The organism is Metabacillus sp. KH_069, assembly GCF_057838075.1.
In genome coordinates this window covers 4,191,382-4,214,535 of record NZ_CM174460.1, presented here as the reverse complement: position 1 = coordinate 4,214,535, position 23,154 = coordinate 4,191,382, and the positions used below count along the sequence as shown (strand labels likewise).

The 23,154-nt window shown below is 43.4% G+C and carries 24 protein-coding genes; 23 read left to right on the top strand and 1 reads right to left on the bottom strand.

Translation table 11 applies throughout. From position 1 onward, the window contains the following. Positions 1-161: 161 nt before the first annotated feature. The 10 genes from prfA (at position 162) to glyA (ending at position 8,916) form a co-directional block, all read left to right on the top strand. Complete coding sequence (gene prfA, locus AC3ISE_RS21180) at positions 162-1,232, top strand: peptide chain release factor 1 (RefSeq protein WP_070877069.1); 1,071 nt, start codon at positions 162-164, stop codon at positions 1,230-1,232. Positions 1,233-1,237: 5 nt separating this feature from the next. After that, positions 1,238-2,104 carry a peptide chain release factor N(5)-glutamine methyltransferase gene (prmC, locus tag AC3ISE_RS21175; protein WP_489224402.1) on the top strand — a complete coding sequence of 289 codons (867 nt, stop codon included), beginning with the start codon at positions 1,238-1,240 and terminating at the stop codon, positions 2,102-2,104. A 160-nt stretch (positions 2,105-2,264) separates the two neighbouring features. Then, positions 2,265-2,936, top strand: a complete 672-nt coding sequence (spoIIR, locus tag AC3ISE_RS21170; RefSeq protein WP_489224401.1) for a stage II sporulation protein R — start codon at positions 2,265-2,267, stop codon at positions 2,934-2,936. A gap of 319 nt (positions 2,937-3,255) precedes the next feature. Then, a complete protein-coding gene (locus AC3ISE_RS21165; protein WP_154318425.1) occupies positions 3,256-3,699 on the top strand; it encodes a hypothetical protein in 444 nt (147 codons plus the stop codon). 163 nt (positions 3,700-3,862) lie between these two features. Further along, on the top strand, positions 3,863-4,903 hold the full coding sequence (locus AC3ISE_RS21160; protein ID WP_489222500.1) for an L-threonylcarbamoyladenylate synthase: 1,041 nt from the start codon (positions 3,863-3,865) through the stop codon (positions 4,901-4,903). A 76-nt stretch (positions 4,904-4,979) separates the two neighbouring features. Continuing rightward, the gene (locus AC3ISE_RS21155) at positions 4,980-5,540 is read left to right on the top strand and encodes a manganese efflux pump MntP (protein ID WP_489222499.1); all 561 of its coding nucleotides are present in this window, start codon (positions 4,980-4,982) and stop codon (positions 5,538-5,540) included. A 442-nt stretch (positions 5,541-5,982) separates the two neighbouring features. Then, positions 5,983-6,432, top strand: coding sequence for a low molecular weight protein arginine phosphatase (locus AC3ISE_RS21150; RefSeq protein ID WP_489222498.1), 450 nt, complete (start codon positions 5,983-5,985; stop codon positions 6,430-6,432). Between the two features lie 19 nt (positions 6,433-6,451). Then, entirely contained in the window at positions 6,452-6,901 is a 450-nt protein-coding gene (gene rpiB, locus AC3ISE_RS21145; RefSeq protein ID WP_430006330.1) for a ribose 5-phosphate isomerase B, read from the top strand. Positions 6,902-6,906: 5 nt separating this feature from the next. After that, entirely contained in the window at positions 6,907-7,479 is a 573-nt protein-coding gene (locus tag AC3ISE_RS21140) for a TIGR01440 family protein (protein ID WP_489222497.1), read from the top strand. 195 nt (positions 7,480-7,674) lie between these two features. Beyond that, complete coding sequence (gene glyA, locus AC3ISE_RS21135) at positions 7,675-8,916, top strand: serine hydroxymethyltransferase (protein WP_489222496.1); 1,242 nt, start codon at positions 7,675-7,677, stop codon at positions 8,914-8,916. Positions 8,917-8,998: 82 nt separating this feature from the next. On the opposite strand, the gene AC3ISE_RS21130 is transcribed toward glyA, so the two are convergent. Continuing rightward, complete coding sequence (locus AC3ISE_RS21130) at positions 8,999-9,826, bottom strand: undecaprenyl-diphosphate phosphatase (protein ID WP_070877077.1); 828 nt, start codon at positions 9,824-9,826, stop codon at positions 8,999-9,001. 374 nt (positions 9,827-10,200) lie between these two features. Here AC3ISE_RS21130 and AC3ISE_RS21125 point away from each other — a divergent pair, with 374 nt between their 5' ends. The 13 genes from AC3ISE_RS21125 to AC3ISE_RS21065 all read left to right on the top strand — a co-directional run bounded on the left by AC3ISE_RS21125 (position 10,201) and on the right by AC3ISE_RS21065 (position 22,969). Beyond that, positions 10,201-12,327: an alpha-amylase family glycosyl hydrolase gene (locus AC3ISE_RS21125; RefSeq protein ID WP_489222495.1), complete on the top strand. Its 2,127-nt coding sequence runs from the start codon at positions 10,201-10,203 to the stop codon at positions 12,325-12,327. Between the two features lie 273 nt (positions 12,328-12,600). Beyond that, positions 12,601-13,230 carry a uracil phosphoribosyltransferase gene (gene upp / locus AC3ISE_RS21120; RefSeq protein ID WP_070877078.1) on the top strand — a complete coding sequence of 210 codons (630 nt, stop codon included), beginning with the start codon at positions 12,601-12,603 and terminating at the stop codon, positions 13,228-13,230. A gap of 88 nt (positions 13,231-13,318) precedes the next feature. Further along, the gene (locus AC3ISE_RS21115; RefSeq protein ID WP_489222494.1) at positions 13,319-15,556 is read left to right on the top strand and encodes a S8 family serine peptidase; all 2,238 of its coding nucleotides are present in this window, start codon (positions 13,319-13,321) and stop codon (positions 15,554-15,556) included. A 187-nt stretch (positions 15,557-15,743) separates the two neighbouring features. Next, the gene (locus AC3ISE_RS21110) at positions 15,744-15,965 is read left to right on the top strand and encodes an AtpZ/AtpI family protein (protein WP_070877080.1); all 222 of its coding nucleotides are present in this window, start codon (positions 15,744-15,746) and stop codon (positions 15,963-15,965) included. A 7-nt stretch (positions 15,966-15,972) separates the two neighbouring features. After that, positions 15,973-16,341, top strand: coding sequence for an ATP synthase subunit I (locus AC3ISE_RS21105; RefSeq protein ID WP_070877081.1), 369 nt, complete (start codon positions 15,973-15,975; stop codon positions 16,339-16,341). A 20-nt stretch (positions 16,342-16,361) separates the two neighbouring features. Next, the gene (gene atpB / locus AC3ISE_RS21100) at positions 16,362-17,072 is read left to right on the top strand and encodes a F0F1 ATP synthase subunit A (protein WP_489224400.1); all 711 of its coding nucleotides are present in this window, start codon (positions 16,362-16,364) and stop codon (positions 17,070-17,072) included. Between the two features lie 67 nt (positions 17,073-17,139). Continuing rightward, entirely contained in the window at positions 17,140-17,352 is a 213-nt protein-coding gene (gene atpE, locus AC3ISE_RS21095) for a F0F1 ATP synthase subunit C (RefSeq protein WP_029283354.1), read from the top strand. A gap of 167 nt (positions 17,353-17,519) precedes the next feature. After that, positions 17,520-18,038, top strand: a complete 519-nt coding sequence (gene atpF / locus AC3ISE_RS21090; protein ID WP_489222493.1) for a F0F1 ATP synthase subunit B — start codon at positions 17,520-17,522, stop codon at positions 18,036-18,038. Next, positions 18,035-18,580 (top strand): F0F1 ATP synthase subunit delta, encoded by a 546-nt coding sequence (locus AC3ISE_RS21085; RefSeq protein WP_489222492.1) that lies wholly within the window; start codon positions 18,035-18,037, stop codon positions 18,578-18,580. Before atpF ends, AC3ISE_RS21085 begins: the two co-directional genes overlap by 4 nt. 15 nt (positions 18,581-18,595) lie before the next feature. Then, positions 18,596-20,104 carry a F0F1 ATP synthase subunit alpha gene (atpA, locus tag AC3ISE_RS21080; RefSeq protein ID WP_070877085.1) on the top strand — a complete coding sequence of 503 codons (1,509 nt, stop codon included), beginning with the start codon at positions 18,596-18,598 and terminating at the stop codon, positions 20,102-20,104. A gap of 85 nt (positions 20,105-20,189) precedes the next feature. Next, positions 20,190-21,047 (top strand): ATP synthase F1 subunit gamma, encoded by an 858-nt coding sequence (atpG, locus tag AC3ISE_RS21075; RefSeq protein ID WP_309193286.1) that lies wholly within the window; start codon positions 20,190-20,192, stop codon positions 21,045-21,047. A gap of 69 nt (positions 21,048-21,116) precedes the next feature. Then, positions 21,117-22,538: a F0F1 ATP synthase subunit beta gene (gene atpD, locus AC3ISE_RS21070; RefSeq protein ID WP_070877087.1), complete on the top strand. Its 1,422-nt coding sequence runs from the start codon at positions 21,117-21,119 to the stop codon at positions 22,536-22,538. Positions 22,539-22,564: 26 nt separating this feature from the next. Continuing rightward, positions 22,565-22,969, top strand: a complete 405-nt coding sequence (locus AC3ISE_RS21065; protein WP_070877088.1) for a F0F1 ATP synthase subunit epsilon — start codon at positions 22,565-22,567, stop codon at positions 22,967-22,969. Positions 22,970-23,154: the final 185 nt, after the last annotated feature.

Here is a 23,154-nt window from a genome sequence, read left to right as displayed (position 1 = left end):
AAAATCGCCCAAAAAGGCAAACCCGGCCTTTTCGGTCGATTTCTTATCTGTCTATCGGAGCTAAACGGCTGATTCCGCTTTTCGAGGCCAATTTGCTTTTGACGCTTTGATTAACCTATACTATAATTATAACGTTATGGACGAAAATTGAGGTGAATAACGTGTTAGATCGCTTACAATCAGTAGAAGACCGATACGAAAAATTAAATGGGCTGCTGATGGATCCTGATATTATCAACGATTCTAAGAAGCTTCGTGAATATTCAAAAGAACAATCTGACTTGCAGGAAACTGTTGAAGTATACCGTGAATATAAATCTGTGAAAGAGCAGATCGATGACGCAAAAATGATGCTTGATGACAAGCTTGACTCAGAAATGCGCGAAATGGTGAAAGAAGAGCTTTCTGAGCTTCTTTCTCAGGAAAAAGGGCTCTCTGAACGTTTGAAAATCCTTCTTGTTCCAAAAGACCCGAACGATGATAAAAACGTAATCATGGAGATTCGCGGTGCAGCAGGCGGAGACGAGGCTGCATTATTTGCAGGCGATCTTTACCGCATGTACAGCCGTTTTGCTGAAGCACAAGGCTGGAAAACAGAAGTAATGGAAGCAAACACAACAGGAGTCGGCGGCTACAAAGAGATCATTTTCATGATCAACGGACGCGGCGCATTCTCAAAGCTGAAATATGAAAACGGTGCACACCGCGTGCAGCGTGTGCCTGAAACCGAATCAGGCGGAAGGATTCATACATCTACAGCGACTGTTGTCTGCTTGCCTGAAACAGAAGAAGTAGAAGTGGAGATTCATGACAAAGACATCCGCGTCGATACATTTGCATCAAGCGGACCAGGCGGACAGAGTGTTAACACGACGATGTCAGCCGTACGCTTAACGCATTTGCCGACAGGAACCGTTGTATCCTGCCAGGATGAAAAATCACAGATTAAAAACAAAGAAAAAGCCATGAAAGTACTCCGCGCGCGTGTTTATGATAAATTCCAGCGCGAAGCACAGGCTGAATACGATCAAAACCGAAAGCTTGCTGTCGGTACAGGTGACCGATCAGAGCGGATCCGCACGTACAACTTTCCGCAAAACCGTGTAACAGACCACCGCATTGGCCTGACGATCCAAAAGCTTGACCAGATTCTGCAAGGAAAACTTGATGAGTTTGTTAATGCTCTTATCGTTGAAGATCAATCGAGCAGACTCGATCAGGCAGACCAGTAAGCATGATTAAGGTATACGAAGCCCTGAAGTGGGCTTCTTCTTTTTTGGCAGAAGCAGAACGGGATCACAATGCGGGAGAACTCCTTTTGCGCCACCACTTAAATATGAGCCGTGCAGAAATGCTGGCTAACCTTAGAACCGATCTTCCCGAGGGAGTATGGGAAAGCTTTAAAGCAGATGTAAACCGTCATGCTGAAGGAATACCGGTTCAGCACATGATCGGATCAGAAGAATTCTACGGCCGATCGTTTATTGTCAACAAAGAAGTCCTCATCCCGCGTCCTGAAACAGAGGAGCTGGTTGAAGGAATCTTGCTTAAAGCAAAATACTTATTTAATGGATACTCTTCAGTGGAAGCAGCGGATATCGGAACAGGCAGCGGTGCCATCGCCATTTCCCTTGCTTTGGAAAATCCGCTCTTCAAGCTGAGTGCGGTCGATATTGCACAAGAATCACTTGAAGTTGCTCAGCTGAATGCAAAAACGCTGGGAGCAGAAGTCCAGTTTTTGCATGGAGACTTGTTATCTCCGATTTTAGAAAGCGGCAAGAAGCTTGATGTTGTCGTATCGAATCCTCCGTATATTCCGGATGCAGACATTCTGGAGCTGTCTCCAGTTGTGAAGGACCATGAACCTATCCGTGCACTTGCAGGCGGTACAGACGGACTCGATTTCTACCGCAGACTCGCCGCAGAAATTCCGCTTGTTATCAACGAACGCGCCTTGATTGCATTCGAAGTTGGAGCCGGACAAGGCGAAGATGTAAAAACGCTGCTGCTGGACAAACTGCCTCATGCAGAAGCAGAAGTAAAATACGACATAAACGGCAAAGATCGCATGGTATTTGCTGTAGTGAATGGAACGTCTCAGTGATGAGGCGTTTTTATTTTGGCTGGGGAGAGGGGAAAACCATAACTGTCGCAGATTAAGTTCCCGCAACCCGCACAAAAAATAGATTACTAGAAATCAAAAAACTAGTTTAAGAATCTAAAACCCTGTCCATACTGTTTCCTAGAAGGGGATGGTGATGGAAATGAAGAAGCAGCATATCGCATTTATCTATATTTTATTATTATTAATTGGTGCAATCATGAATGTATATAAAGAACCGCTTACGGCAGGAGCACAGCAGCAGGGCTCAGAACCGGTTGTGATTCCAAAAGAGGCGATTCGTCTCCGCATTTTGGCCAACAGCGATTCTGATGAGGATCAAGCTTTGAAACGCAAGATTCGCGACGAAGTAAACAAAGAGATTACGGTGTGGGTGGAAAAGCTCACTTCTATAGAGGCAGCTCGTGAATTAATTCAGTCAAGACTTCCTGAGATTGAGAAAATCGTACAGTCCGTTTTAGTGAAAGAGAACATGGAACAGGAATTCAGCGTTGATTTTGATAATGTCAGCTTTCCTACAAAGATGTACGGCAGCTACATTTACCCTGCAGGTGACTATGAGGCAATCTTGATTACGCTTGGCGAAGGAAAGGGTGCCAACTGGTGGTGTGTACTGTTCCCGCCGCTTTGCTTCCTTGATTTTTCTAACGGACAGGCAGTGCAGGCAGCAGAGTTAGAAGAAGAGGACAAAAGTGCAGAAGCTCAAAAAACAACTGACGAACTTAGTGCTCTAATTGTAGATGAAGAGGAAGAAAAAGAAGAAGCAGAGGTCAAATTCTTTCTAGTTGACTGGTTTTCGAACTTATTTTCATAACAGTAATAAAGCATGCGGGAAAAGCAAAGTTATTCCCTTCCTGCTTTTTCTGTAGGCTCTATTAGAAACTTTGTTGTTATTAGACTACATGTTAAGAATCTCTAGTGGAGCGCAAAGGAACGGACATTATTTATCATGAAAAACAACAATATATGCGAAAATAACCCTTTCTTTTAATGGTTTTCGCACTATTCAATGTTCATCTTTAATTCAGGAGATGGTCGTTACGTCCCAGCTCTTTTCTTTTTTCTACTAATACGTGCATAATAGCCATTCCCCGTCATAGATTTGTAGTAGAAAAGAAAAACGGGGTGATGGAATGTACTATCAATTGCGGATTGCAGAGAAAAAAGATGTACAAGCTATAAAATCATTTATTGAAAAAGCGGGCTTGAGCTCTGAAGGAATAGAAGAGATCGCCGACTACTTTGTCATAATGGAAAGTGATGAAAATACGATCGTTGCCAGCCTTGGAATCGAACCGGTAAATGGAGACGGTTTACTGCGTTCCCTTGTCGTTTCAGAAGCAATCAATCAGGCTCATCTACTATCCTTGTTTGAAAGCATCCATGCATTAGGGAGAGAAAAGGGGCTTCTCGGCAGCTATCTCGTCACCAATAAAAAAAATTCAATTGAATTTCTTAAACTCATTGGTTTTCAATCAGTTGAACAGAACGAGATTCCTGAGCATTTATTACATTCGGCCCATTTTAAAGAATCATTGGAAAAGGAACATGCGGTTGTAATGGTAAAAACCTCCTGATGTGGATATATCCACATAGTTATCCACTGATTCACAAGCTTTATCCACATTTTGTGGATAAAGCTTGTTTTATTTGGGGGCATCTTTTATACTTTCATGAGGAATGGAAGAAAAGGTCGGGAAATACAAAGTTATTCACATGTTAGACAGGAGAGTTATAAGAATGGAAACAAAAGTTTGGATTGTGGATAATTTGAAGAATTTATCCTTAAGTTATCCACAAATTGCACAGGCAGCAGCCAAATTAAGAGAGAATGAGGTTGTTGCGTTCCCAACAGAGACTGTATATGGCCTTGGCGCCAACGCCAGATCGGATCTTGCTGTGGGTAAGATTTATGAAGCGAAGGGCAGACCGAGCGATAATCCACTGATTGTCCACATAGCGACAAAAGAACAGCTGCATGAAATTGCAGCAGACGTACCTGATTATGTGGAAAAGTTAATCGATGTATTGTGGCCGGGTCCGATTACATTTGTCTTGCCGAAGAAATCAGGTCTGTCAGATCGTGTAACAGCCGGACTTGATACGGTAGCTGTAAGGATGCCTGATCACGCGCTAGCACTTGCGCTAATAAAAGAAGCCAACTTGCCGATTGCTGCGCCTAGTGCGAATCTTTCCGGAAAGCCAAGCCCTACACGCGCTGCTCATGTATTTGATGATTTAAATGGCAGAATCTCAGGCATTATGGACGGAGGCGCAACGGGTGTTGGTGTGGAATCAACTGTCCTGGATTGCACACAGCGGATTCCGGTTATTTTAAGACCGGGCGGAGTAACGCAGGAACAGCTGGAAAGTCTGATTGGAAAAGTGGAGATGGATCAGGCTTTAATAGAAGAAGGGCATACCCCAAAGTCGCCTGGAATGAAATATACCCACTATGCGCCTATTGCACCCTTAACCATTGTAGAAGGCTCTTTGTCTTTTTTTCAAAAAACAATTGATGCTGCAAGACGTGAAGGTAAAAAAGTAGGTGTGCTAGCAGCAAAAGAAAATGCAGACAGCTATCAGGCCGATGCTGTTTTCGTGTGCGGAAGCAGAGAGGACATGCAGACAGTTGCGGCAGGACTCTACGACGTGCTTCGTGAATTTGACGCGGCGGGAGTGGACTGCATTTACAGCGAAAGCTTTTCAAATAAAGGTGTCGGTCAAGCGGTGATGAACCGTCTGCTGAAGGCTGCCGGACACCGGATTGTGAAGGAATAAGATCGCTTTAGAAGATGTTCTAAGCAAACTCGGACGTGCATAAGTTTGAATGAGGCGTGTCCGAGGAGGCTTTAGAATGAATATAGAGGCATTAATTGGGGAACTCATTACCTTATTTATGATGGCATTTGCACTTGGAATGGATGCTTTTTCAGTCGGACTTGGGATGGGGCTGATCAAACTCCGGTTAAGACAGATTTTTTATATTGGCCTGACAATTGGACTGTTTCATATATGGATGCCGCTTGCCGGAATGTGGATCGGAAAAGTGCTCTCCAGTACGTTTGGGAATATCGCCTCGATTGCTGGCGGCGCCCTGCTGATCATTCTTGGAGTGCAGATGATTTTCGCTTCCTTTAAAAAAGACAATGAACCTATGATTACACCGGTTGGCTTTGGGCTCCTTTTTTTTGCGCTCAGCGTAAGCCTGGACAGCTTTTCAGTCGGTTTGAGTCTTGGCATTTATGGCGCGAGAACGTTCCTTACGATCGCGATGTTCGGCATAGTCAGCATGGTGCTGACATGGATCGGCCTCCTGATTGGCAGAAGAGTTCAAAACTGGCTTGGTACATACGGTGAAGCTCTCGGCGGAAGCATTCTTTTAGGGTTTGGCCTGAAACTGATTTTTCCTATATAGAAGAGGATAACAGGTCCGATTAAGGCCTGTTTTTTGTTTAGTTTTGGCTCTTTTCGTAAATATTGTTGCTTTTAGACTAGATGTTTAAAACCATAGTGGATTGTAGCGGAAGGAACTTGACTCCTGCGGGAAAATAGAGCGAAATGGAAGACCCCGCAGGCTCGCCGAGGAGGCTTCCACGCTCCCCGCGGAAAGCAAGTTCCTGCAGCGGAAAGGAACGGACAACATTTATAATCAAAAACAATCTATGCGAAAACAGCCTTAGTTTTAAAAAGTATTCTGAGCTTCGATCGCGAGCGGAATCCCTCAGGCTCCTCGGCCAGAACGTCTGCGCAAGTATTGGAAAAAAGCGCATTTACTTGCGCTTTTCTCATTCTCATAAAGCGCAATGACTACTTTCAGGACTCTATTTGGATTATAATAAAACAAAGGAGGTAGATGAATGATTAATGTCCTTTTTGTTTGTACCGGAAATACATGCAGAAGCCCCATGGCTGAAGCGTTATTGAATCATATGAAAGAAAATGATCTCCTGTCGGTCAAATCTGCAGGTGTGTATGCAAGCGACGGCGGTGATGCTTCTCTTCATGCAAAGCAAGCGCTTGATGAGAAAGGGATCATATGCAATCACCAGTCGGCGCTTTTGAATGAAGAGCACATCCGCTGGGCAACGTACATTTTAACAATGACTGAAAGCCATAAAGAACTGATTTTTGAACGATATCCGCAGGCGATTGAAAAAACCTTTACTCTTTCTGAATTTGTGATGGAGGATGGACAGGATCGGCGCGATGTCATGGATCCGTTCGGCGGTTCACTTGAGATATACAGATTGACCCGTGAAGATTTGGAAAAGATGATAAAGCTCTTAATTAAGAAGTTAGAAAAATAAGCGTTCTGGAGGGTTCAAAATGAAGATTGCGATTGCTTCTGACCATGGCGGGCTGAATCTCCGCGAGGAAATCAAGCAGCTGATGGATGAAATGAATATACAGTATGAAGATTTTGGCTGTGAGTGCGAAACATCGGTCGATTATCCTGATTATGCATTGCCGGTAGCAGAAAAAGTGGCAAGCGGAGAATTTGACCGCGGCATTCTGATTTGCGGCACGGGAATCGGCATGAGCATTTCTGCCAATAAAGTAAAAGGGATCCGCTGCGCTCTTGTACATGATACATTCAGTGCAAAAGCAACAAGAGAGCACAATAACAGCAATATGCTTGCAATGGGCGAGCGTGTGATCGGACCTGGTCTGGCCCGTGAAATCGCAAGAATCTGGCTCACAACAGAATTTGAAGGCGGCAGACATGAAAACCGCGTCAGTAAAATCACTGCTTTTGAAAATAAAGTCCAAGGGTGAGCGAGATGAACTTGATTGGAGAGTGGAAGAGTCAGCTTCGCACTATGCTTGCTGATTTAGAAGAGCAATCTTCTTTTCGCGCGGGGAACATATTTGTGGTTGGCTGCAGCACAAGTGAAGTGATTGGAGAAAAAATAGGGACGGCCGGTACGGTTGAAGCGGCCGAAATGATTTTTGAGGAATTTAAAGCATTTCAAGAAAGAACCGGCATGCATCTCGCTTTCCAATGCTGCGAGCATTTGAACAGAGCCCTTGTGGTCGAGAGTGATACAGCTGCTTCTTATAATCTTGAAGCAGTAACGGTTACACCGGTCCGTGCGGCTGGCGGAGCGATGGCTGCATATGCTTATTCAGCTTTCAAACAGCCTGTTGTAGTGGAATTCATCAAAGCTGATGGCGGTATTGATATAGGCGATACCTTTATTGGCATGCATCTTAAGCATGTAGCAGTTCCGGTCAGAAGCTCTGTGAAGCAGGTTGGACATGCCCATGTTACTATGGCAAAGACGCGTCCGAAACTGATCGGCGGCGAAAGGGCTGTGTATGCAGCCAAGGAAGAAAACAAAAAGTGTACGTGATAAATACGAACGATATAAAATAGAGGTTGATTATCATTCGTGATTTTAGGGCGTTTTTTTAAAATATCACCGTTCTTGATAAAAAATAAACAGAAATCTATTACAATCTTGATCATGAACGTGTACAATAAAATTGAATTGAATGTGAAAATTGTCTGCAAAATCAAGTGAATTTGGATAGGGGGATTTTAAAGCATGAAACATTTAAGCAAGCAGGATACTAGCGTATTTGAAGCAATTCAGGACGAATTACAGCGTCAGCGCACGAAAATCGAATTGATTGCTTCCGAAAACTTTGTAACAGAAGCCGTTATGGAAGCGCAAGGCTCAGTCCTTACGAACAAATATGCGGAAGGCTACCCTGGCCGCCGTTATTACGGAGGCTGTGAGCACGTGGATGTTGTGGAAAATATCGCAAGAGACCGTGCAAAAGAAATTTTTGGTGCAGAGCATGTTAACGTGCAGCCTCACTCAGGTGCACAGGCGAACATGGCTGTATACTTCACAATCCTTGAACACGGCGATACAGTACTTGGCATGAACTTATCTCATGGCGGTCACTTAACACACGGCAGCCCTGTTAACTTCAGCGGCGTGCAGTACAATTTCGTTGAATATGGCGTGGATCAGGATACACACCGCATCAACTATGAAGATGTATTAGAAAAAGCCCGTTTACATAAGCCAAAGCTGATTGTTGCAGGCGCAAGTGCATATCCTCGTGCAATTGATTTCAAGAAATTCCGTGAAATTGCGGATGAAGTCGGAGCATATTTCATGGTAGACATGGCTCATATCGCTGGACTTGTAGCGGCAGGCCTTCATGAAAATCCTGTTCCTTATGCTGATTTTGTTACAACAACAACACATAAAACATTGCGCGGACCTCGCGGTGGAATGATTCTTTGCAAAGAAGAATTTGCGAAAAAGATTGATAAGTCTATTTTCCCTGGAATCCAAGGCGGACCTCTTATGCACGTAATCGCTGCAAAAGCTGTTTCATTTGGAGAAGTTCTTCAAGACGACTTCAAGACATATGCATCTAACATCATTGCGAATGCAAACCGTCTTGCTGAAGGATTGAAAAACCAAGGATTAACACTTGTATCAGACGGAACAGACAACCACTTGATTTTAATTGATGTGCGTTCTCTTAACCTGACTGGTAAAGTGGCAGAAAAAGTATTGGATGATATCGGAATTACAGCGAACAAAAACACGATCCCATTTGACCCTGAAAGTCCATTCGTAACAAGCGGCGTCCGCATCGGTACAGCTGCTGTAACAAGCAGAGGCTTCGGTCTTGAAGATATGGATGAAATTGCTGCAATCATGGGCCTAGCACTCAGCAACCCTGAAGATGAAGCAAAATTACAAGAAGCGAAGAACAGAGTAGAAGCATTAACTTCTAAATTTTCTATGTATGAGCAACTATAAATAAGATGGGGCTGACTTGTTCAGCCTTTTTTTGATCAAAAAAAAGAGCAAATCCAGATGAATCGGATTTTGCTCTTTTCTCTTATAGAAAAACAAAATAAATCACTGCAGCTAAAATAATGCGGTAAATGGCAAATGGCACAAGTTTAATTTTGTTAATTAGGGCCAGGAAGAAGCGAATTGAAATTAAAGCAACAACGAATGCGCTGATAAATCCTGCAATAAAGAATGGCAGTGCGTCCATCGTGAAGTACTCCCAATTTTTAAGAAGAGAAAGTCCGCTTGCCCCGGCCATAATCGGAACAGCCATAATGAAGGTAAAATCAGATGCCGTTCTATGATTCATGCCAAGCATAACGCCTCCGGAAATCGTAGATCCAGAACGTGAAAATCCCGGCCATAACGCTAAACATTGAATCAGCCCAACAAGCAGAGCCTGTTTATATGTGATTTTATCCACAGTTTCTGTGGTAATGGTTCTTTTGCGCTGAACGAAATCAGCAGCTAACATTAAGAATGCCCCAATGACCAAACCGATTAAAACCGTATGAATAGAAAATAAGTGTTCATCGATATAATCTTCAAATAAAAGTCCAAGTACAGCAGCAGGCAGCAAGCCTACGATGACTTGTGTTAATTTTAACTTCGTCCGTTTTTCTTCAGCTGTTTCTTTTTTCAGACCGAGCAAGCTGATAAAACGCTCTCTGAAAATAATGACGACTGCAAGAATCGATCCAAGCTGAATCACAATCTTAAACGTATTTGCAACAGGTGCCCCAAAAAGTTCTTTAGATTGAAACAGCAAATCATCAAAAATAATCATATGTCCAGTAGAGGATACTGGAGCAAATTCCGTTAAACCTTCAACCGTTCCTAATACAACAGCAACAAAAATCTCCCATAAATTCAAGTTTATATCCACCTCTTTAACTAGTTCATTTAATAAACGCTCTTTGATGATTTTAAACGTTTCATAGATAGAAGTCTATGAATTTCATGGAATTGGTAATCTGTGTAAAGTGGATTTGGCAGGAAATAGGTCAAAATACATGCTATTAAAAAGTGGAAAATGAGTATTTAGAATATTGTGTAAACGATTGAATCTATTTAATATCATTCTTAGATAACTACAACCCGTACTAGCAACATAACCTGAGGGCTATGCATTGTCCTGATATGGACAACAACCCCGTTATTCTTTATGAATAACGGGGTTTTATTATGGGAAGGAGGAAGCAGTTAAAGGAAGCGGCAGGAAAACATGATCAAGGGAGAGATGGCTGTATGTTAAAAAAAGCAATGAGTTTAACAGTTGCATTTGTTCTTATTTTTAGTTTGTATGGACCGTTTACGGACAATTATGCAAACGCTTCCACTGATAATAAAGTAAACTATTCGAACGATGTTATCTATCAAATTATGACGGATCGATTCAGTGATGGAAACACTAATAACAACCCGGCAGGCAGCCTGTTCAGCGCAGACTGCTCGAATTTAAGAAAATACTGCGGCGGTGACTGGCAGGGGATTATTAATAAATTGAATGACGGATATTTCACGGATATGGGGATTACGGCCTTATGGATTTCCCAGCCTGTTGAAAATGTCTACTCTGTGTTAAATGATGCGGCAGGCACGACATCTTATCACGGGTATTGGGCAAGGGATTTTAAAAAGACAAATCCATTTTACGGCACAATGCAAGAGTTTCAGACTCTTATCAATACAGCACATCAGAAGGGAATAAAGGTTATTATCGATTTTGCGCCAAATCACACTTCTCCGGCATCTGAAGACACTCCGTCTTATATGGAAAACGGAAAGCTGTATGATAATGGAACCCTTGTGGGCGGCTATACAAACGATTCGAAAGGCTTATTTCATCATAATGGGGGAACGAATTTTTCTTCTATTGAAGATGGAATTTACAGAAACCTTTATGATCTGGCAGATTTCAATCATCAGAACCCGACAGTAGACAAATACTTAAAAGATTCTGTGAAGCTCTGGCTCGATATGGGAATTGACGGAATCAGGGTAGATGCAGTGAAGCATATGCCTTTCGGCTGGCAAAAGACGTTCATGGAAACGATCTACAGCCATAAGCCGGTGTTTACGTTCGGAGAATGGTTCCTTGGGGAAAATGAAGTGGACCAAAACTATTATAACTTCGCCAATTCCACAGGAATGTCCTTGCTTGACTTCCGGCTTGGCCAAAAATTGAGACAGGTATTAAGAAACGGTTCTGATAACTGGTATGGCTTCAACTCGATGATTGCTGAGTCGGAAGCGAAATACGAACAGGCTGCCGATCAGGTCACCTTCCTCGATAATCACGATATGGACCGCTTTCACTTTGACGGGGCGGATGTGAAAAATACGGATCTTGCTTTAGCTGTCATGCTCACTTCAAGAGGCGTTCCAAACGTTTATTATGGTACAGAGCAATATATGACAGGCAATGGAGACCCGAACAACCGGAAAAAACAAACTTCTTTCAATAAAACAACGAAGGCTTATCAGATCATCAGCAAGCTTGCAGCTCTGCGTAAATCGAACCAGGCTTTAGGCTACGGTAAAACAAAAGAGAGATGGATCAATAATGATGTCTATATCTATGAAAGAACATTTGGCAAAGATACCGTATTGGTAGCAGTAAATAAAAGCAAAACAGCAGCTTACAACATATCAAATCTCTCAACGGCTCTTCCTGCAGGGACTTATTCTGATCAGCTGACTTCCCTTCTGAATGGAAACAGCTTATCAGTTGGAAGCGGCGGTGCTGTCACTGCGTTTGACCTTTCACCGGGTGAAGCAGGTGTCTATTCCTCCAATGGAACCGCAGCTGCCCCTGCAATTGGGCAAATCGGGCCGGTTATGGCAGTGCCGGGAAGCACAATGACAATCAGCGGAGAATCCTTTGGCGCTACTGCAGGTACAGTTAAGTTCGGAACAGTAAATGCCTCCGTATTATCATGGTCGAATACAGAAATTAAAGCACAGGTTCCTGTTTTAACAGGAGGAGATTATCAAGTGTCTGTCGCAACATCAGGCGGGACTGCCAGCAATACGTACGGTCCTGTTGAGGTATTATCCGGAAAGCAGTCATCTGTCCGGTTTATTGCGAACAATGCGTCAACAAGTCCTGGCCAGTCCATTTATATAGTAGGAAATGTAAGTGAGCTTGGAAACTGGGATGCAGCGAAGGCAGCGGGACCGATGTATAATCAGGTGATCACGAAGTATCCGGGCTGGTATTATGACGTCAGTGTACCGGCTGGACGCAATCTTGAATTTAAGTTTATTAAAAAGGATGCAAGCGGAAATGTTGTTTGGGAAAGCGGAGCGAACCATGTTTACACGACTCCATCGAGCGGTCCTGGAACCTCTATTTCAAACTTCCAGAATTAAAAAAATCAGCTCACCTGTTGGAAGGGTGGGCTGTTTTCTGTTAAACGGATTAATTCATGATTTAGACTGATACAACTCTAAATTACACTGATAAAAGCCAAAATCACACTGATAGATGGCTGGAAAGATGCTCATCATTTTTAAATCCCGTCAAAAACTGCTGTCTATCCGGCCTAGAATAAAAATCCTGCAAATAAATCTCCCATCCTTCTTGAAACGGCTCTGCTTTTTCTGTAAAATCTATTGAAGTGTCATAGAAAAGGAGATGAGCCGATGGGCAAAGTATACGTTTTTGATCATCCACTTATTCAGCATAAGCTAACATATATCCGTGATGTAAAGACAGGTACGAAAGAGTTTCGTGAGCTTGTTGATGAAGTTGCGAGCCTGATGATGTTTGAAATTACAAGAGACATGCCGCTTGAAGAAGTGGAAGTTGAAACACCTGTGCAAGTAGCAAAATCAAAGGTTTTGGCTGGCAAAAAGCTTGCGATTGTCCCTATTCTCCGAGCTGGTCTTGGAATGGTTGACGGTATCATTAAATTGATCCCGGCTGCAAAAGTAGGACATGTTGGTTTATACCGCGATCCAGAGACGTTAAAGCCGATCGAGTATTATGTAAAACTCCCTTCTGACGTGGAAGAGCGCGAATTTATCGTCGTTGATCCAATGCTTGCAACTGGCGGATCTGCCGTTGAAGCCATCAACAGTGTGAAAAAACGCGGCGCTAAAAATATCAAATTCATGTGTTTAATCGCAGCTCCAGAAGGTGTGGAGATTGTGAAGGAAGCACATCCTGATGTTGATATTTACATTGCAGCACTTGATGAGAAATTAAATGATCATGGATATATTGTCCCTGGCCTAGGTGATGCCGGAGACCGCATGTTCGGAACGAAATAAATTGAAATGAAATCCTCCTTCATAAAAAGGGGGATTTTTTTCATGAAAAAACCTCCCTTAGAAAAGAATAAGAGAGAGGTGACAAAAAATGGTCCGAACATGCACGCTCTCTTTCTTATTTTTCACGCTGATTTCTTTTTCAGCTCAAGCAGAAACGTTTCCGGCGATCCCTCCTATTCCTGAAGAATCACCGGATAAGGCAGAAACGATCATGATTGTTGTTGAAAAAGAACATGCAGCTGCCTTCTCGCAAAAAATAAAGCAAACGTATCCAAACGTTCACATTCGACGCACTTTTAAAAAGGTATTCAGCGGATTCACACTTTCTGGCAGGCATAAAGATCTTGATGCTCTTCAAAAAGAACCTCATGTTGTGCACGCGAGCCCGGTTACGGCCTATCATGTGGATCTTGAAGAGAGTGTCCCGTTTATCGGCGGGGATGAAGTGCGCGGAAAATTCGATGCTCAACATGAACGGCTGAGGGGCAAAGGTGTAAAGGTCGGCATTATTGATACCGGCATTGATTATACACATCCTGATTTGTCCCGAAGCTATCACGGGGGAGCCGATCTCATAGACGGAGACAGCGATCCGATGGAAACAAAAGCGACAGATGGAACGGAAACGCTGCACGGGACACATGTGGCCGGGATCATTGCGGCGAATGGAAAACTTCAGGGCGTAGCACCGGAAGCGGAAATCATTGCTTACCGGGCGCTTGGTCCTGGAGGATACGGAACCAGCGAACAAGTGATAGCGGCTATCGAAAGAGCGATTGAAGATAAAGTGGATGTGTTAAATTTGTCGCTTGGGAATACAGTTAATGGACCTGACTGGCCCACAAGTCTCGCACTGGATCGTGCAGTTGAACACGGAATCGTGGCAGTGACATCAAGCGGGAACTCCGGTCCTGGAGTATGGACAATCGGCTCGCCGGGCACATCAAGCAAATCCATTTCCGTCGGGGCATCCACTCCTCCGCAAAAAATACCTTACCTAAAGCTGAGCGGAGCGGGGAAAATGGTTCCGATTACAGCCCTTGCCGGGTCAAAAGAATGGAAGCTGAGTCAAGGGGAAGAAATCGTGTTTGCAGGCATTGGTGAAGAGCACCAATATAAAGCAGATATGAAAGGGAAGATTGTACTCGTAGAGAGAGGCAAAATAACCTTTACTGAAAAAGCGCTGTTTGCCGAAAAAGTCGGAGCTAAGGCAATCATTATCTACAACAACATGAAAGGCAATTTCGCAGGTAACCTTGAATTAGAAGTAGGCATTCCTGTGGTTTCCATTTCAAAAGAGGATGGATTATGGCTTAAAAAGCAATTGAACAATAGCGCCCTCGTCCGAACAGCCTATCAGCATGAATCCGACCAGCTGGCAGATTTCAGTTCAAGAGGTCCTGTCACCTATTCGTGGGAAATCAAACCGGATGTGGTTGCACCTGGTGTTGCAATCGACAGCACCGTTCCGGAAGGGTATTTAAGCCTGCAGGGAACAAGTATGTCGGCGCCCCATGTAGCTGGAGCAAGCGCTCTTTTAAAACAGGCGCACCCTGATTGGAATCCCGAGCAAATCAAAGCGGCCTTAATGAATTCAGCAGAGCCTTTGAAAAACAAAAACGGAACCTACTATGAACCCATCGAGCAGGGAGCGGGAAGAATTGATTTGACCCGTGCGCTGGAAACGGACTTTCTCCTGTATCCCGGTTCATTGTCATTCGGACAAGTTCCTCTGCACGGAGACCGGATCCAGAAAAAAGTGAAGCTGACTCTTGATAACCAGTCGGATGAAAAAAAGACATACACTTTCATCTATCCTTCCTATACAAAAGGTCTTCAATGGAAGATTCCGCAAAAAGCGGAGGTAGAACCAAAACAGAAAAAGAATGTATTCATCACCTTGGATATTTATTCAAACGGGATGGAAGCTGGACTGCATCATGGCTGGATTGAGGTGGAAGCAGGCGGACGAATCGAAAAGATCCCTTATCTATATGTAGTGGATGAACCGGATTATCCCCGTGTCATGGGATTTGAATTTGGATTCGGTGATACCGCAGGAACGTATAAATACGAGTTTTATCTGCCGGGCGGTGCCGATGAAATGGGAATTGCCCTTTATGACCCGGATACACTCAGATTTGAGGGCTTTCTTGACTGGGGCAGGAATCTCCAAAGAGGGGTTATAAGGAAGACATTCAAAAAGGATGATCTTAAGCTGAAAGACGGCCTCTATAAAGCGGTCATCTTTGCGAAAAAAGGCAGCAGGGAGGATACGATTGAAACAGATCTTATCCTTGAAAATCCTGGGGAGAATAGGCACTAAAGTTCAATTGTGAACTTTTTGTGATAGGCTTTTGTGATTGTCAAGTTTTTGGTTTTAAAGCAATTGACATTGACTAGTGCCTATTGTATGCTAGACGAGGGTAAATGATAAGGTTTTCATAAGCCTTTCATTTCCAGTTTTTATCCCCAGAAAAACCCTTTATTAATCTATTAGCGAGGACTTGTGAATGCGCAAAAAAGAGCGTCATCCAATGCAGGCCATGGCACTAATGACAGGCATTCTGTCTCAGCTAGTCGGTTCAACACTAATTGGCATCTTTTCAGGAAGATGGCTCGACCGATATTTCCAGACTGAACCGCTTTTTATGATCATAGGACTGTTCATTGGGCTCGGAATCGGTATTTCCGCGATGATCAAGCTAGTCCACCACTTTTTTTCAGGAGACTGAATCATTCATGTTTGATTTGCACCAGATGTACCACAGATATCGCAAGTATATGTTCTACCTATTGTCCTTTTATGCCATAGGCTGGGGATTTACCGGGTATCAGTCTGTCTTTTTGGGACTGGCGCTTGGAACAGCACTCAGTTTGTTCAACTTATGGTCAATGGTGCGCAAGCAAGTTCAGTTCGGTGAAGCGATTCAGCAGAACAGGAAGGTCAGGTCACTCGGCACTGCATCACGATTGGCGTCAGCTGGTTTAGCTGCCCTGCTCGCGATCAAGTTTCCCGAATATCTGAATATGGTTAGTGTCATTATTGGATTAATGACAGTTTACATTGTCATTATGATAGATTATGTTTTTCAACACTCACGCGCTTAGCCGGAAGAGAGGTGAATCTATTGCATCACGGAGCTCCTATAGTAGAGTTTTTAGGCCTTACTTTTAACTTATCCAACGTTTTAATGATCACTGTTGCAAGTGTTATCGTTTTCTTAATAGCGGTACTGGCCACTCGCAAATTGGCAATGAAGCCGACAGGGATGCAGAATTTCTTTGAATGGATCATGGATTTCGTCAAAGGAATCATCAACAGCTCCATGGACTGGCATACAGGCGGGAAATTTCTTACGCTTGGCGTTACGCTCCTAATGTACATATTTGTATCAAATATGCTCGGGCTGCCATTTTCAATTGCTGTAAACCATGAACTATGGTGGAAATCACCGACAGCAGATCCAACGATTACTTTGACTCTTGCTGTTATGATCGTGGCATTGACACACTACTATGGTGTGAAAATGAAAGGCACATCTGAGTATGGGAAGGATTTCTTCCGACCTATGGCGTTCCTTTTCCCGATTAAGATCATAGAAGAGTTTGCTAACACATTGACTCTTGGCTTGCGTCTTTACGGTAACATCTATGCTGGTGAAATCCTTTTGGGACTTCTCGCAGGACTTGCAGTAACTGGTCCGATCGGCGCTTTATCTGCCGCAGTGCCAATGATGTTATGGCAGGCATTCAGTATTTTTGTAGGTTCCATCCAAGCATTTATCTTTGTAATGTTAACAATGGTTTATATGTCTCACAAAGTGAGCAGCGACCATTAATTAATATGTTTCAACCGTTTCATCAGAATCAAAAAACTTTTTAATATTTTGAGAGGGGATTTATATAATGAATTTAATCGCAGCTGCAATTGCAATCGGCTTAGCGGCACTTGGTGCCGGTATTGGTAATGGTCTTATCGTTTCACGTACAGTAGAAGGTGTTGCTCGTCAGCCTGAACTGCAAGGTAAGCTTCAAACAATCATGTTCATCGGTATCGCGTTAGTTGAGGCACTTCCGATCATCGGCGTAGTTATCGCGTTTATCGTATTAGGAAGTTAATAAAGAGACAGGTTCTCTACATAAATGGCGAAGATCGTTTTTTACCCTTCTTCGCCATTGCTTTATGTTTCTATTTAAAATATGCGGCCGAGAATCAAACAGAACAATCTCGTGCTTTTTTTGATAGTAACCCATCATGGAACTCTTGAAGGGAGTGAAACCGGGCAATGTTAACGTCAAATCTAGTAGTTGGTGCAGGTTTATCTTTAAATACTGGAGACATTGTATTCCAGCTGGTTATTTTCTTAATCCTACTTGCATTGCTGAGAAAATATGCTCTTGGACCTGTAATGGGCATCATGAAACAGCGTGAAGAGCACATTGCATCTGAAATCAACGCGTCTGAAGCGAAGCATGAAGAAGCGAAGAAGCTTGCAGAAGAACAGCGTGAACTATTAAAGCAGGCAAGAGTTGAAGCACAAGGTTTAGTGGAAAGTGCGAAGAAGCTTGGTGAAAAGCAAAAGGAAGAAATCGTCCTTGTAGCTCGTTCAGAAGCAGATCGCCTGAAGCAGTCTGCGCTTAAAGAAATTGCTCAGGAAAAAGAGCAAGCTGTTGCCGCTCTTCGTGAGCAGGTAGCTTCATTATCTATTTTAATTGCTACAAAGGTTATTGAAAAAGAATTAAACGAGAAAGAACAAGAAAAGCTTATCCAAGATTATATTAAAGAGGTAGGCGAAGGCCGATGAGTAAAGAAATAGTTGCAGCTCGCTATGCGTTGGCTCTTTTTCAAATCGCCAAGGAAAACCGCACGATTGACAAGTTCGAAGAGGAACTGCTAGTGATCGAAAAGGTCACAAAAGGTAATCCGGAATTATTAAACGTGCTTACACATCCAAAAGTGCTCTTAGAAAAGAAAAAATCCATGATGAGTGAAGCGTTTGCTTCTTTATCTCAACCTGTTTTAAGTACAATTCTCCTCTTGATTGAACGTCAGCGAATCAGTGTGATTCCTGAGCTTGCTGAGCATTTTGTGAAGCTTGCAAATGATGAGCGCGGCACAGAAGACGCGATTGTCTACTCTGTCAGATTATTAGATCAAGATGAATTAACAGCGCTGTCTGATACGTTTGCCAAAAAAATCGGCAAAACATCTCTTCGTTTGAGAAATGTTATCGATCAAAACCTGATCGGCGGAGTGAAGCTTCGTATCGGCAATCGCATTTATGATGGAAGTATAAGCGGAAAGCTTGAACGTATAGAGCGACAACTAGTTGCAAAAAGATCGTAGATAGGGGTGAAACTCATGAGCATCAAAGCAGAAGAAATTAGTGCACTGATTAAAAAGCAAATCGAAAGCTATCAGTCTGATATCAAAGTTAGTGATGTAGGTACAGTTATCCAGATTGGTGACGGTATCGCCCGTGCTCATGGCCTCGACAATGTCATGGCTGGAGAGCTTGTTGAATTTTCAAACGGCGTAATGGGTATGGCTCAAAACCTTGAGTCAAACAACGTAGGTATCATTATCCTCGGACCTTACTCTGATATCCGTGAAGGTGACGAAGTTCGCCGTACTGGACGCATCATGGAAGTACCGGTTGGTGAAGCGTTAATCGGACGCGTCGTAAACTCTCTAGGACAGCCTGTTGATGGCCTTGGTCCAATCGAAACAACACATACACGCCCAATTGAGAGCCCGGCTCCAGGCGTTATGGATCGTAAATCTGTTCATGAACCATTACAAACAGGAATCAAAGCGATTGACTCTCTGATTCCAATCGGACGCGGACAGCGTGAGTTAATCATCGGTGACCGTCAAACAGGTAAAACATCTGTTGCCATCGATACGATCCTAAACCAAAAGAACGAAGATATGATCTGTATCTACGTTGCAATCGGACAAAAAGAATCAACTGTCCGCGGCGTAGTTGAAACACTTCGTAAAAATGGCGCGTTAGAGTACACAATCGTTGTTACTGCATCTGCTTCACAGCCTGCACCGCTATTATTCTTAGCTCCTTATGCTGGTGTAACAATGGGTGAGCATTTCATGTACAACGGCAAGCACGTATTGGTTGTTTATGATGATTTAACAAAACAAGCATCTGCTTACCGTGAACTTTCATTATTATTACGCCGTCCTCCAGGTCGTGAGGCATATCCTGGTGACGTTTTCTACTTGCATTCACGCCTTCTTGAGCGTGCTGCAAAACTTAGTGATGCAAAGGGCGCTGGTTCATTAACAGCTCTTCCATTCATTGAGACACAAGCTGGAGATGTATCAGCATACATTCCAACAAACGTAATTTCCATCACTGATGGACAAATCTTCTTGCAGTCTGACTTATTCTTCTCAGGTGTACGTCCAGCAGTTAACGCCGGTCTGTCTGTATCACGTGTTGGAGGATCTGCACAGATCAAAGCAATGAAAAAAGTATCTGGTACACTGCGTCTTGACCTTGCTTCTTACCGTGAGCTAGAAGCATTCGCTCAATTCGGATCTGACCTTGATAAAGCAACTCAAGCGAAATTAAACCGCGGAGCGCGTACAGTTGAAGTCTTGAAGCAAGGCTTGAACAAACCTCTTGGCGTTGAAAAGCAAGTTGCGATTCTTTACGCTTTAACTAAAGGATTCCTAGATGATATCCCGGTTGAAGATATTAAACGCTTTGAAGAAGAGTACTATGTATTCTTGGAGCAAAACCATAAAGCATTGCTTGATCATATCCGCACAACTGGCGGACTTCCGGAAGACAACGACTTCCAGGCTGCTATTGCTGCATTCAAAAAAACATTCGCGATTACTGAATAATGAGGTGAAGTATGAAGGCCGGCCTTCATACTTTATCTTAAGATAATGAATCAGGTTGATTTTTATAAAAAGGTGGTGAGAACCTTTGGCATCATTACGCGACATTAAATCAAGAATCACCTCAACGAAGAAGACAAGCCAGATTACTAAGGCAATGGAGATGGTTTCAGCCGCAAAGCTGAACCGCGCCGAAAACAACGCAAAAGCGTTTGTGCCTTATATGGATAAGATACAAGAGGTGGTTGCAAACATAGCTTTAGGAAGCACGGGTGCGTCCCATCCAATGCTTGTCAGCCGTCCCGTTAAGAAAACAGCCTATCTTGTGATCACATCTGACCGCGGATTAGCTGGTGCCCTTAACAGTAACGTTTTGCGTGCTGTACACCAGGCAATCCAAAAGCGCCACACGTCGAAAGATGAGTACGCTGTAATTGCAATTGGTAAAATCGGACGTGAATTCTTCAAGAAACGCGGTGTTCAAATCGCTCTTGAAGTGACAGGTATTGCAGATGACACATCATTTGCTGAGATTAAAGATATTGCAACAAACACAGTTAATATGTTCAATGATGGAACGTTTGACGAAATCTATGTGTATTACAACCATTTCGTAAGTGTGATTCAGCAGGACGTGACAGAAACGAAGCTTCTTCCTCTTTCTGATCTAGCCGTTTCTACTAAGAAAACATCTTACGAATTTGAACCTTCTGAGGAAGAGATTTTAGAAGTGTTATTACCACAATATGCTGAAAGTCTCATCTACGGAGCACTTTTAGACAGTAAAGCTTCTGAGCATGCTGCGCGTATGTCAGCGATGAAAAATGCGACAGACAATGCGAAAGAACTTATTAACAGTCTTACACTTTCTTATAACCGTGCACGTCAGGCTGCGATTACACAGGAAATCACTGAAATCGTCGGCGGAGCTGCGGCACTCGAATAGACATACAGGCCCAATAGATGGGTTTCATAGACAGAAATGTTCTGCACTAGCAAGTTAGGAGGGAAAACGATGAATAAAGGACGCGTTACTCAAGTTATGGGTCCGGTTGTTGACGTAAAGTTCCAAAGCGGTCAGCTTCCTGAAATCTATAACGCCCTTAAAGTTACATTCAAAGGACGCAGCGAAAACGAAGCAGCGTCAGAATTAACATTGGAAGTTGCCCTTCACCTAGGTGACGACACAGTTCGTACCGTTGCGATGGCATCAACAGATGGCCTTGTTCGCGGAAGTGAAGTATTAGATACAGGTGCACCAATCTCTGTACCAGTTGGTGATGTTACACTTGGACGTGTATTTAACGTATTAGGTGATAATATCGATTTGGATGCAGCAATTCCTGCTGAATCCCGTCGTGACCCAATCCACAGATTAGCACCTAAATTCGATCAGCTTTCTACTGAGGTAGAAATTCTTGAAACTGGAATTAAAGTAGTAGACCTTCTTGCACCTTACATCAAAGGCGGAAAAATCGGTCTTTTCGGTGGTGCTGGAGTAGGTAAAACTGTACTTATCCAGGAGCTTATCAACAACATCGCTCAAGAGCATGGCGGTATCTCTGTATTCGCCGGTGTTGGAGAGCGTACTCGTGAAGGAAATGACCTTTACCATGAGATGACTGATTCTGGCGTTATCAAGAAAACAGCGATGGTATTCGGACAAATGAATGAGCCGCCTGGCGCACGTATGCGTGTTGCACTTACAGGTCTTACAATGGCTGAATACTTCCGTGATGACCAAGGACAGGACGTTCTTTTCTTCATGGATAACATCTTCCGTTTCACTCAAGCAGGTTCAGAGGTATCAGCCCTTCTTGGCCGTATGCCATCTGCCGTTGGTTACCAGCCGACACTTGCTACTGAAATGGGTCAATTGCAAGAGCGCATCACGTCTACAAACGTTGGTTCTGTTACATCGATCCAAGCGATCTATGTACCAGCCGATGACTATACGGATCCGGCTCCTGCAACAACTTTCGCTCACTTAGATGCAACAACTAACCTTGAGCGTAAGCTTTCTGAGATGGGTATTTACCCGGCTGTGGATCCACTTGCTTCTACATCTCGTGCATTATCTCCTGAAATTGTTGGAGAAGAGCATTACAATATTGCACGTCAAGTTCAGCAAACACTTCAGCGCTACAAAGAATTACAAGATATCATTGCGATCCTTGGTATGGATGAGCTTAATGACGAAGATAAATTAGTCGTGCACCGTGCACGTCGTATTCAATTCTTCTTATCCCAAAACTTCCACGTAGCTGAGCAGTTTACTGGTCAGGCAGGTTCTTACGTTCCTGTTAAAGAAACAGTTCGCGGCTTCAAGGAAATCCTTGAAGGCAAATACGATCATCTTCCAGAAGATGCTTTCCGTCTGGTTGGACGCATTGAAGATGTTATCGCAAGTGCGAAGAACATGGGTGTAGAAGTATAATTTTGGGACGCAGGAGGGTATAGAGTATGAAGACAGTACAAGTCAATGTCGTTACTCCCGATGGCCCAGTTTACGATGCAGACGTCGAAATGGTAAGCGTAAAGGCTCAAAGCGGTGAGCTCGGAATCTTGCCAGGTCATATTCCGTTGGTGGCTCCTCTTCAAATCGGAGCAGTTCGGTTAAAAACAGGAAAATCCACGGAACTCGTGGCTGTTAGCGGCGGCTTTTTAGAAGTACGGCCTGACAAAGTCACAATCTTGGCACAAGCTGCTGAGACTGTAGAAGATATTGATTTAACTCGTGCACAATCCGCAAAAGAACGCGCTGAACAGCGTCTGAACAAAAGTACAGACGATATCGATTTCAAGCGTGCTGAACTTGCCTTGCGCCGAGCAATGAATCGAATTAACGTATCACAGAATAAAATCTAAACTATGAAATCCCCGGGATATTGGTTCCTGGGGATTTTTTGGTTTTGTATCGGACTAAGGGGGAATATGATGCAACAAACAGTGACCGTTCACATAACAAAGTGCATTAAATTGAGTTATGCAACAACTAAGATGGGCCGTGCACGTAAGTAAGTGCAGCAAACCAGCCATATTAAAACCATAAT

Excerpts from the sequence above, each read along its gene's own strand:
- AC3ISE_RS21165 (WP_154318425.1), top strand. The coding sequence starts at position 3,256 with ATGTACTATCAATTGCGGATTGCAGAGAAAAAAGATGTACAAGCTATA.
- AC3ISE_RS21125 (WP_489222495.1), top strand. The coding sequence starts at position 10,201 with ATGTTAAAAAAAGCAATGAGTTTAACAGTTGCATTTGTTCTTATTTTT.
- AC3ISE_RS21115 (WP_489222494.1), top strand. The coding sequence starts at position 13,319 with ATGGTCCGAACATGCACGCTCTCTTTCTTATTTTTCACGCTGATTTCT.
- AC3ISE_RS21140 (WP_489222497.1), top strand. The coding sequence starts at position 6,907 with ATGAACTTGATTGGAGAGTGGAAGAGTCAGCTTCGCACTATGCTTGCT.
- AC3ISE_RS21105 (WP_070877081.1), top strand. The coding sequence starts at position 15,973 with ATGTTTGATTTGCACCAGATGTACCACAGATATCGCAAGTATATGTTC.
- upp (WP_070877078.1), top strand. The coding sequence starts at position 12,601 with ATGGGCAAAGTATACGTTTTTGATCATCCACTTATTCAGCATAAGCTA.
- rpiB (WP_430006330.1), top strand. The coding sequence starts at position 6,452 with ATGAAGATTGCGATTGCTTCTGACCATGGCGGGCTGAATCTCCGCGAG.
- atpE (WP_029283354.1), top strand. The coding sequence starts at position 17,140 with ATGAATTTAATCGCAGCTGCAATTGCAATCGGCTTAGCGGCACTTGGT.
- atpD (WP_070877087.1), top strand. The coding sequence starts at position 21,117 with ATGAATAAAGGACGCGTTACTCAAGTTATGGGTCCGGTTGTTGACGTA.
- atpA (WP_070877085.1), top strand. The coding sequence starts at position 18,596 with ATGAGCATCAAAGCAGAAGAAATTAGTGCACTGATTAAAAAGCAAATC.
- AC3ISE_RS21110 (WP_070877080.1), top strand. The coding sequence starts at position 15,744 with ATGCGCAAAAAAGAGCGTCATCCAATGCAGGCCATGGCACTAATGACA.
- AC3ISE_RS21150 (WP_489222498.1), top strand. The coding sequence starts at position 5,983 with ATGATTAATGTCCTTTTTGTTTGTACCGGAAATACATGCAGAAGCCCC.
- glyA (WP_489222496.1), top strand. The coding sequence starts at position 7,675 with ATGAAACATTTAAGCAAGCAGGATACTAGCGTATTTGAAGCAATTCAG.
- AC3ISE_RS21085 (WP_489222492.1), top strand. The coding sequence starts at position 18,035 with ATGAGTAAAGAAATAGTTGCAGCTCGCTATGCGTTGGCTCTTTTTCAA.
- AC3ISE_RS21160 (WP_489222500.1), top strand. The coding sequence starts at position 3,863 with ATGGAAACAAAAGTTTGGATTGTGGATAATTTGAAGAATTTATCCTTA.
- AC3ISE_RS21155 (WP_489222499.1), top strand. The coding sequence starts at position 4,980 with ATGAATATAGAGGCATTAATTGGGGAACTCATTACCTTATTTATGATG.
- atpF (WP_489222493.1), top strand. The coding sequence starts at position 17,520 with ATGTTAACGTCAAATCTAGTAGTTGGTGCAGGTTTATCTTTAAATACT.
- spoIIR (WP_489224401.1), top strand. The coding sequence starts at position 2,265 with ATGAAGAAGCAGCATATCGCATTTATCTATATTTTATTATTATTAATT.
- AC3ISE_RS21065 (WP_070877088.1), top strand. The coding sequence starts at position 22,565 with ATGAAGACAGTACAAGTCAATGTCGTTACTCCCGATGGCCCAGTTTAC.